Source organism: Stenotrophomonas sp. (assembly GCF_032103445.1).
In the GTDB taxonomy this organism is placed as follows: domain Bacteria; phylum Pseudomonadota; class Gammaproteobacteria; order Xanthomonadales; family Xanthomonadaceae; genus Stenotrophomonas.
The window spans coordinates 22268-31895 of the sequence record NZ_DAMDFR010000045.1 but is presented as its reverse complement, the minus strand read 5'-3'; the positions used below and the strand labels follow the sequence as shown (position 1 = coordinate 31895).

Annotated in this window: 4 protein-coding genes; 1 reads left to right on the top strand and 3 read right to left on the bottom strand. The window is 66.9% G+C overall.

Features of this window, described 5'->3' with window-relative positions; genetic code table 11:
- On the top strand, nt 1-2030 hold a 2030-nt coding region (locus RT551_RS15100; RefSeq protein WP_313460217.1), incomplete at its 5' end, for an ankyrin repeat domain-containing protein.
- 175 nt (nt 2031-2205) lie between these two features.
- Here the strand turns inward: RT551_RS15100 and RT551_RS15095 are convergent.
- The 3 genes from RT551_RS15095 to RT551_RS15085 form a co-directional block, all read right to left on the bottom strand.
- Complete coding sequence (locus tag RT551_RS15095; protein WP_313460215.1) at nt 2206-3528, bottom strand: hypothetical protein; 1323 nt, start codon at nt 3526-3528, stop codon at nt 2206-2208.
- Between the two features lie 169 nt (nt 3529-3697).
- Complete coding sequence (locus RT551_RS15090) at nt 3698-7519, bottom strand: hypothetical protein (RefSeq protein WP_313460213.1); 3822 nt, start codon at nt 7517-7519, stop codon at nt 3698-3700.
- Between the two features lie 214 nt (nt 7520-7733).
- The gene (locus tag RT551_RS15085) at nt 7734-9542 is read right to left on the bottom strand and encodes a monovalent cation:proton antiporter-2 (CPA2) family protein (protein ID WP_313460211.1); all 1809 of its coding nucleotides are present in this window, start codon (nt 9540-9542) and stop codon (nt 7734-7736) included.
- Nucleotides 9543-9628 lie beyond the last annotated feature (86 nt).

Genomic DNA, 9628 nt, shown 5'->3' with positions numbered 1-9628 from the left:
ACCGCCAGCGCCGCAGCGCGCTGCACGAGGCCGCGCTGGCCGGTCATGTCGACATCATCGATGTACTGCTGACCGCCGGGGCCAACCTGGAAGCGCGCGACGCGCTGTCGCGCACCCCATGGCTGGAAGCCGCGCGTGCCGGTCGCGCCGGTGTCGTTGAACACCTGCTGCCGCACAAACCCGACCTGCATGCAGTCGATGTGGAAGGCCGCAATGCCGTGCTGCTGGCCTGCATGGCCGACGGCGCATCGCCGCTGCTGGTGCGCCGCCTGCTGGAGCTGGGCATTGCCGCCGACGTCACCGACCCGCAGGGCCGCCGCGCGGTCGATATCGCCGCTGCTGCCGGGCGCTGGGCAATCGTCTCGCTGCTCGACCGCAGCTACCCGCTGCCGGCCGCAGTGAGCGATGGCCTGGGCTCCGCTTCGGCTGACGCCGAAACCCCCGATGCGCCGCTGCTGCCCGATCGCCCGCCGCTGGACCTGCTGCGCGAAGCGCTGGGCTTTGGCAACTACGATGGCATGACCGCACTGGCACGGCTGTGCAGTGCCGACGAACTCGGCGGACTGCTGCACGAACCCGAGCTGGCACTGGATCCGCAGTCGGTGGAATGGCTGCTCGCCCAGGGGGCTACCCCGGATGTGCTCGACGCCTGCGGCGACACCCCGATGTTTGCCCTGCTGTCGCGTGGCATCGACGCTGTGCCGTCACTGCAGGCCCTGCTGCGCCGGGGCGTGTCGCCTGCGGGTGCCGGTGGACTGTCGCGCCTGCTGGCGGCCTGCGCGCAGCACGACCACGCCTCGCGCGGGCTGGAGCAGTTGGCGCTGGAACTGCTGGAACGCGGGGCGGATCCGTTCGCACCGTCGCCGGCCGGCGATCCGCCGTTGTCGCTGGCGGTGCGGCTGGGCTGGCTGCGCCTGCAGCAGGCCCTGCTCACGCTGGGGGTGGACCGCGAGGCACGCGACAGCCATGGCATGACCGCGCTGCACCTGGCCACCGCGCTGGCGCGCGAAGGCTCGCTGGAACTGCTGGTGCAGCACGGTGCCTCGCCGGAAGCACGCGCCGCCGATGGCCAGACCCCGTTGGGCGTGGCACTGTCGATCGGCCGCCGCGATCTCGCCGATTGGCTGGACTGGCGCGTGTGGCAGCTGCCACGCCGCGCGCTGCGCGACGCCGACCTGCCGTCGGCGGCCATGGTCGGTGACGCCGATGCCGTGCGCCGCCTGATCGATCTCGGTTTCGCCGTCGATGTGGTCGACGCCCAGGGCTGCACCGCGCTGCTGCGCGCAGCCGGCGGTGGACACCTGGCCGTGGTCGACCTGCTGCTGGCGCGCGGAGCGAACCCGCAACACGCTGCTGCCAGCGGGGCCACGCCGCTGTCCGCAGCGGTCAGCATGCGTCAGACCGACATCGTCTCGGCGTTGCTGGATGCCGGCGCCGAGCTGGAATATCGCCTGCCCGGTGGCGTCACCGTGCTGATGCTCGCGTCTGCGCTGGGCCTGCCGGACATTGCCGCGCGCCTGCTCACCGCCGGTGCCAACGTGCACGCCGGCGATGCGCAGCAACTCGGTCCGCTGCACTGCGCTGCGCTGTACGGCTTCAGTGCCCGCGACCGTTCGCGCCTGCTCGCGCTGCTGGACACGCTGTTGCTGTCCGGTGCCGAACCGGACCAGCCGGCGGCAGGTTCGGTAACGCCGTTGCTGTTGCTGCTGGGCGCGCGCGCCGAACCGGGTACCGCCTGCGATGAGCAGGTGGTGCTGGCGGCAGTGGAACGCCTGCTGGATGAAGATGTGTCGCTGGAGGCGCGCGACCCGCGCGGTTTCGGCCCGCTGCATCTGGCTGCGCTGCACGGCCTGCCGCTGCTGGTGCAGCGCCTGCTGCGCGCCGGTGCCGACCCGGACGTGCGCGATGCGCTGAACCGCAGCCCGCGTGAGATCGCGGTGATGCGCGGCTTCATCGACGTCGCCGGCGAGTTCGAGCCGCGCGTGCCGGGCGTTTCGTCGATGGCCCGCTTCCTGCGCGATAACGGCTGAAGGGCATGACCGCGTGGGGACGGGCCATGCCCGTCCGCTCTTCGTTCTGACGTCATGAACGCCTGACGCATGTCTTCGGCCAACGCTAAACGTTGATCAATGGTTGGTAATGCCGTGGATGCAGGCTTCGGATACTTGTGCCGCGCTTTGCGCGGTTGACGCGCATGGCGCGTCACTACGAATTGCTACGTGCGCAGGACGATGGCGTTGTTGATTCTGCGAATCGCAACATCGGTGCCAGGATCAGGCGCTCCGGATGCTGGCGCGCGAACATCGCCGGATCCGTCAGCAGCTGACGAACATCCTCCGCATGTCCGTCCTGCACATGCGCTTCGATCCACGGCTTGAACAGCGCCTGGTTGCCGTCATGCATCGCACCCGGATGAACATCCAGTTCTGGAACCTGACGATGCTCGCACAGCGCCGCGCGCTGCAGGTCCGAACCGGGTGGGGCGGTGGCTGCCACCATCATCAGCAACAGCCCGTACAGATCAAGGGCATTCGCCGCCGCGCTGCGCCCTGCGGCGGGGCCTGCGTAAAGATCCTGCATCAACGCATCGGTCTGGCATTCACGGGTGCCGCGCGCATGCTCGGGTCTCAGCTGCAGCAGTTCATCGCCGAACAGCACGTCATCCTCGAAGTCGATCAGCTGCGCTGACGGCAGCGGTCCCGGCGGCAACGGTTCACCCGCCGGTAGTCGTATGCAGGTGTTCTCCAGCTTGATGTCGCGCACAAATGCCCCGCCGCGCAATGGCAGCGCATGCAGGCAATCCACGTCCCGCACTAGTGCCTGGAACACGGTCATGGGCAGCTGCCCGCCTTCGGCCAGGTAATCAAACAGCGTGGTGCCGGCATTGCGCGCGATGATCAGCTTTCCATTGATGACCGCGCTGAACACCAGCGAGGCGATGGCGCGCAACGGATCAAGACGCTTCTCGTCGCGATGATCGAAGGTGCCAGCAGCTACCGGACACAGTGCGATGAATCTCTTGTCGCTGACCAGTACTTCCTTGAAGCGACCTTGCACGGTGGCGACTTTCTCGGCCTCCCTTGCGGTTTCGCTTTGTTCCGCCTCAGCGACCGCGGGTAGGGCCACGATCGGATAGCGCAGGGTTGGACGCTTGGCGGGGGAGCAGAAGAATATCCATTTGTCCCGTTCCTGCTTGCGGAGGGGATAGATGTCCGTGTTCTCGGGCTCGTAGACCAGTGTCCGGTAATGCTCGTGGGTGCTGCGGTACTCCTTGAAATGCCTCTTCTGGTCGGTGTTGGCTATGTGCGTCAGGTGCCGCTTCCATGCGCTCTTGATGGAGTCTGCGGCGCGTTTGGACCGTTTGGGCGGCAGTGATTCGAGGAAGTCATCGCTGACAACGCCGTTGCCGACCGTGGCGGGAGCGCAGCGGCGGCGATGGTTGTTGTTCTCGTCGGGTGACGCGTTCTTTGGCGGCGGTGTGGTTGAGTGCGCTGCGGGTGCTGGGTTGGGTCCGACGCTACGGAACATTTCCTGGGGTCTCCGGGTGGTGGGTCATGGGCCTGGGTGGGGTCCATGCGTTATAGGGGCGATCATTGAGGTCGGCAGTCGTCTTGCGACCGACTCTACCCCCGGTGAGTCGGGTAAGTCCGGTGGGGCAGTGCCGTCGGCATCGCCGCCTCGCTGCATTGCGTGGGTGTTACCACGGGACGATTTCGCTTCCGGCCACCCGTTTCACCAGAACCGACGGCTCGCCTTCCGCAACACGTAGCGCGATGTAGCCGTTTCCGGGCGGCCCGACTGTCCAGACGGCGCTGTGCGCGCCGGCGTATCGGGTCACCACGGTATCGAGCGAGAAATGCTCTGTGTTCATCTCGATCGCGCACTCGAGCTTGGCCGTCCCGGATCCGTGCGAACTTCTGCCGAACAACCGCGGTTCCAGCTGTGTGCGACCCAACTCGGGCACCAGCGGGGTGACGTATACGATCCGCGGTGGCGGACCCTTTCCGGTCTGACCCATGGGATCCACATCGCTGGGGTTGATGCCGCCGTCGCTCATGATCTTGTTGTAGTTCTCGCGCGTCGTGTAATGGAAAAGCGACGGCGGCCACTGGTCGCGAGGCACCACTTCGTACCTGAAATCGGAGGGAGGCGGCACCGCGCCGCCGGCGTCCTGCAGTGGCTGCGACAGGCGCAGCTTCTTGGTCGGGCTGCTGAGGCTGCTGCCCGGAGCCGATCCCGGTGCGGACTGCATCGCCGTCGAGGGCCCTGGCTGGCCGCCTTCCACCAGCGCCATCGCGCGGCCGTGCATCGCACGATAGGGAAGGCTCGCCTGCTTCAGGCCTACGGTACTCAAGCTGCGCAGCATGCTGCTGACCGAACTCGCGTCGCGCTGGCTGAGCAGATAGGCCACGTACTGCGAACGGTCTGCATCGTTCAGCCCCGACAGTTCTGGTACGCCGTCCATGTATTGCCACCACGTTTCCCGATTCCTGTTGATGTCGAACTCGTACGGGCCGCTGTATGCGCCCTTCAACGCGGTCAGCTCTTCTTTCAGGCGGTCCAGTTCTCGAACCTCCATCCGTCGCAGCTCGCGTTCGTCGGGCAGGCTGAGTTGCCGCGCGGGTGGTTGCGCCAACGTACGGCTGCGATCCTGCAGCTGGTCCAGTTGTGCCCAGTCAGGTGCGCTGGGGGGACCGGGTGGGCCGGCCAACACGCCAATGCGGCCATCGTTCAACTTCACGATGCGTGAGAACGGCAGCTTGCGGCCGGTGATGTCCTTGCCGCGCTGCAAACTTTGCCCGGCCTTGAGCGTCGGCGTACCCGCATCGAACCAGCGTGCCGGCTTCAGCAGCAGCTTCAGTTTGCCCAGCAGCTTGCCGAGCGGCAGAGGACTGGCTACATCGTCAAGAAGCAGCACCTGGTCGAAGCCGAACGACAGCGCGGCCCACCAGTCGACCTCGGCGGTGGTCGTCGAGGCGGATTGACCGTCGCGGATCATGGTGTGCGCCATGTACGTGTACGCTTCGTGCAGGAAGTCGCCCTGGATGCGCTCCAACTGCACCTTCTCGGCCGTGAAGCGGCTGGGGTGTCGCGGCATGCGGCTCTTTACCGGGTCGTCGCCGAAGGCCAGCCCGTCCGCGCGCTGCTGGTCTTCGTGCGACATGCGTTCCTTCAAGTAGCCATAGCCGCCGTCGGTGCGCCAGTACGGATCGGACTTTGCTGCCTGCATGTCGTCGTACACCCGGATGATTTTTCCATCCGGTGCGCCCGGCGTGATCACCACGACAGACGTGACCCCGCGTTCCGGCGCATCCATCTGCACCACCCACACGCCGTTGACCCGGCAGGCGCCGGTATCACCCAGCAAAGTGCCCAATGGCGAATCCGCGTAGCCGATCTTGAGCGCGTAGACATACGGCGTGTAGTTCGCAAGTTCCGGCCGCGTGCGTTCGTCCGGGTACTGCAATACATGCTCGAGCATGCGCGACACCAGATCATGCCCGCTGATCGGATCCAGGTAGGTGTAGTAGTCCTTGGGAAACGTGGAGCCTTCCAGCCGCGCGGCCTGCAGCGCCGCTTCCAGCAGCAGGCCGTTGCTGTGCACCCAGGCCTGTCGCAACGGGCCGGCCAGTGGCGACAGCGGCCACAGCAGGGTGTCGCGCAGATAGTCCGGATACGTGCTGCCCACATCCAGCGTACGGATGAGGTCAACCATATCTGTGACCTCCTTCTCGCTCAGCGCTCGCGTGCTGCCGTTGACGTGGCGTTCCATCGACACGGCATGGTCCGGGCCCAGCAGCCAGCGCTGGGCGATGTTGCCGATCGCGAACTCGACCAGCGACACCGTGCGCTCGGTCAGTATCGGCTGCACGCCCTCCGGCGGGACCGGCCACACTACCGGGGCATCCAGAAAGGCTCCGGGCAGCTCCGGGTCCGGCCAGCGGCGTTCGGTGACCGTTACGTTCACGGTGGCGGGTTCCAGGCCCTGGCCGGGCCCGGTGCCGTTCAATGCTTTGGTCAGCGCCTCGTGGGTGTAGGTCTCCAGTGACTCGACTCCGGAGATCAGGGTGATCCATACGTCCTCCCACGCACTGTGCAGATCGCTCAGCGTCTGCAGGTATGTGCGCTCGCCCAGCGGCGCGTCCTTCAGCCACTGCGGAAGCTGGGCTTCGATCCTGTCGATCTCCTTGCGGATCATCAACTCGTCCGCACTCGGCGGTGGCGTGGTGCTGTTGACCGCGGGTGCCAGCGCTTGCAGCGGCGCTGCGTCCACACCTGAGGCGCGCGGGGTGGAAAGACCCTGCGTTGATGGACGGGTACCCAACGCGGTGAGCCGTCCGGGTGAATCCAGATGGTCCGGCAGCGCGAACAGCTCCGACGCGTCGGCATTCGACGCGTTGCCGGTGCTGTTGCGTGGCACCGGCGGCGCGGAGGCCGGCCGACGCGTGGTGGAGGCCGGTGGAGACACCTCGGTGGGCCTGGACAGCTGCCAGGCCACCATCTGCTGCATCCGGTCCGTGTAGTAATCCTTGCGCAGCGCATGTTCCTGCAGGCGCTGGTCCAAGGCGACAAGGCGCTTCGCGACCAGTCCGCGCGGCGTGGTTGACGCTGATACCAGCGGCAACCCCGTACGCTGCTGCACAACGGGGCCGTGAGGGGCGTAGTTCGGCAACCACGTGCCTCCCGACAGGCATGCACCGACCGACAGTGTGCGGTCGGCGGCCACCAGCGGATCTTCGCCGCACCACTGGTTCAAGAGCCCGACCACGGCGTCGGCCACGTTGCCCGACATCCATGCCGGTGGCCGATCGCGCTTACGCTCGGCTTCCAGTACCTGCAGTACATCGCTGGGCGACCGAGCCGGCCGCTTCGCCTGAAGGTCACGCGCGCATACTGCGGCATCCGCCAACGACCAGCCCGCGCTGTCCTCAAGCCACAGTGCATACAGGGCGCGGTGCTGCTTGCCCGACCACGCGGGCAGCAGGGTGTGCAACAGCTCCGCTGCCGCCTGTCCTTCATTCATCTGCGCCACCGGCAGCATCTCGTCCAGCTGCGATGCGATTGCATCAAGATCACCGGCGTCGTTCATTGCACGCAGCTTCAGCGCGCCGTGGTGCTCATGGCGGGGTTTGCTCAACACAGCGGCCCATTGCGCCAGGCTGCGGGACAGAACATGCTCGCGCAGCAGCGGGACCAGCCGCTGACCTTGCTCGTTGCTGATGGGAAACAACGCATGCAGCATCAGCACCAGCGTGTGCGGTGCCAACGGGCAGTCGCCGCCAAACAGCGCCGCGTGTGCACGGCTCCACGGCAGGTGGGCGAGGGCCAACAGGCGCACGACATTGTCGCCCGGCAGGTCGCCGCGCATCAGCCCGGCCAAGGCCTGCTGCACAGAGCGGCCATCCTGCAGCGGTGAGCTCAGCAGGGCATGCGCCTTTACGTAAGGTGATTCCGGCTCAGGCGCGGGCGCGCGCGAAGTGGACGGGTTGCTGATCGACTGCGGGGCGGGCAACGACACCGATCGCATCGGCCGAGGCGGTGACGCAGGCAGGGGTGGGGAGGACGCGCGCGGCAACGGCCGCGGCAGCGAGGCGCTGGGCAGGATGGGCATCGGGGGAGAGCTCACGGTGGGGGAGTGGCCCCGCGAGTCTCTGACGATGTTCCTAAAAGAAGTTGCAGAAATCTTGCATACGTGACGCTCGTCACCTTGCAGGACCTGCGTTACCTGCGTCTCATCCGCGCGGTCGGTTGTCGTCCCCAGCAGCGTCCGCGTCGCGACCGGCATCCGCCTCGAACAGCTGCATCAGATCGGCGCGCGCGTCGCGTGAGGTCTGGATCACCGCCGCTTCATCGTCATACACCAGGTACTGGTCGCGCAGCAGTTTCTCGTCATGCTCGCGGAAGCGCTGCACGTGGTTGCGTGCAGTATCGGCAGAAAGACCCAGCGCCACCAGCAGGCGCTCGCTCAGTTCCAGGCTGGTGCCGAACACCTCGCGGAACGGCTCAGCCGACATGTCCATCAAGCGCCACGCATGCTGGCGGTTGCGCGCACGTGCCAGTACCACCGCCTGCGGGTACATGCGGCGGATCAGCCGTGTCGCGCGCATGTTCGACTCCGGGTCGTCCAGGGTGATCACGAACACGCGGATATGCTCGCCGCCGGAAGCACGCAGCATCTCCGGCCGGGTCGGGTCGCCGTAGTACAGCTTGTTGCCGAACCGGCGCAGGTCCGACACCGTATCCGGGTTCGACTCCAGCGCCACGAAGGGAATCTTCTGCGCGGTCAGCAGGCGCGCTACTACCTGGCCGAAGCGTCCCATGCCGGCAATCAGTACCTTCGGCTGGGTATCGTCGGTGTCCACCGCATCGGCCGGGCGTGCATCGCCGGCCTTGTGCTCGCTGCCCAGCAGCCGCAGCAACGCCAGCATCAGCAGGGGGGTGAGCGCCATCGACAGCCCCACCACCGCCACCAGCCGGTCGTGGTTGGCCGCGCCCAGCAGGTGCACGCGCTGCGCTTCGTTGAACACCACGAAGGCGAATTCGCCGCCCAGCCACAGCACGCTGCCCAGCATGACCGCATGTCGGGTACTCAGCTTTGCCACCTTGCCGATGGCAAACAGCAGGCCGAACTTCACCACCAGCAGCACGGCCACGCCAATCGCCACCAGCCCCGGCTCGGCCACCACCCGGTCCAGGTCGATGCCCATGCCCACGGCAATGAAGAACAGGCCCAGCAACAGGCCCTTGAAGGGTTCAATCTGCGATTCCAGCTCGTGCCGGAATTCCGAATCAGACAACAGCACGCCGGCCAGGAACGCGCCCAGGCTGGGGCTCAGCCCGGCTTCCTGCATGAACCATGCGGTGCCCAGCACCACCAGCAGTGCCATGGCGGTGAACACCTCCGGGCTGCGGGTGCGCGCAATGATGTTGAACAGCCGGCGCAGCACCGGCCGCCCGCACAGGATGACCACCGCCAGCGCGCCCAGCGCCACCGCGACGTCGCTCCAGTGCAGGGTCTGGTTCTTCGCCCCGCCCAGCAGGGGGATGGCCGCCAGCAGCGGAATGGCGATCAGGTCCTGGAACAGCAGGATCGCAAAGCCCAGCCGCCCGTAATCGGTGTTCAGCGCCTTGTGCTCGGACAGCAGCTGCAGCCCGACCGCCGTGGACGACAGCGCCAGCGCAATGCCGACAATCAGCGCGCTCTTCCACTGGAAGTGGTCCAGCAACAGCAGGCTGCCCAGCACTACCGCGCACAGTGCCACCTGCGCCGCGCCGGCCCCGAACACCGAACGTCGCATCACCTTCAGGCGCGACGGCGAAAGCTCCAGCCCGATCACGAACAGCAGCATCACCACGCCGATCTCGGCCGCGCCGAGGATGCGGTCGGCGTCCTGCACGAAGCCCAGCCCGTCAGGACCCAGCACCACGCCGGCGGCGAGATACCCGAGGACCGCGCCCAGGCCGAACTTCTTGAACACCGGCACGGCAATCACCGCCGCCAGCAGCAGGACCAGGGCCAGTTCGAGGGCACCGCTATGCATGGGGAAACCTGGAAATCCGAACCTCGGCCCGTCGCCGCGTGCCCATTATGCGGCCGGGGGCGTCAACGACATTCAACCGCGTCCCA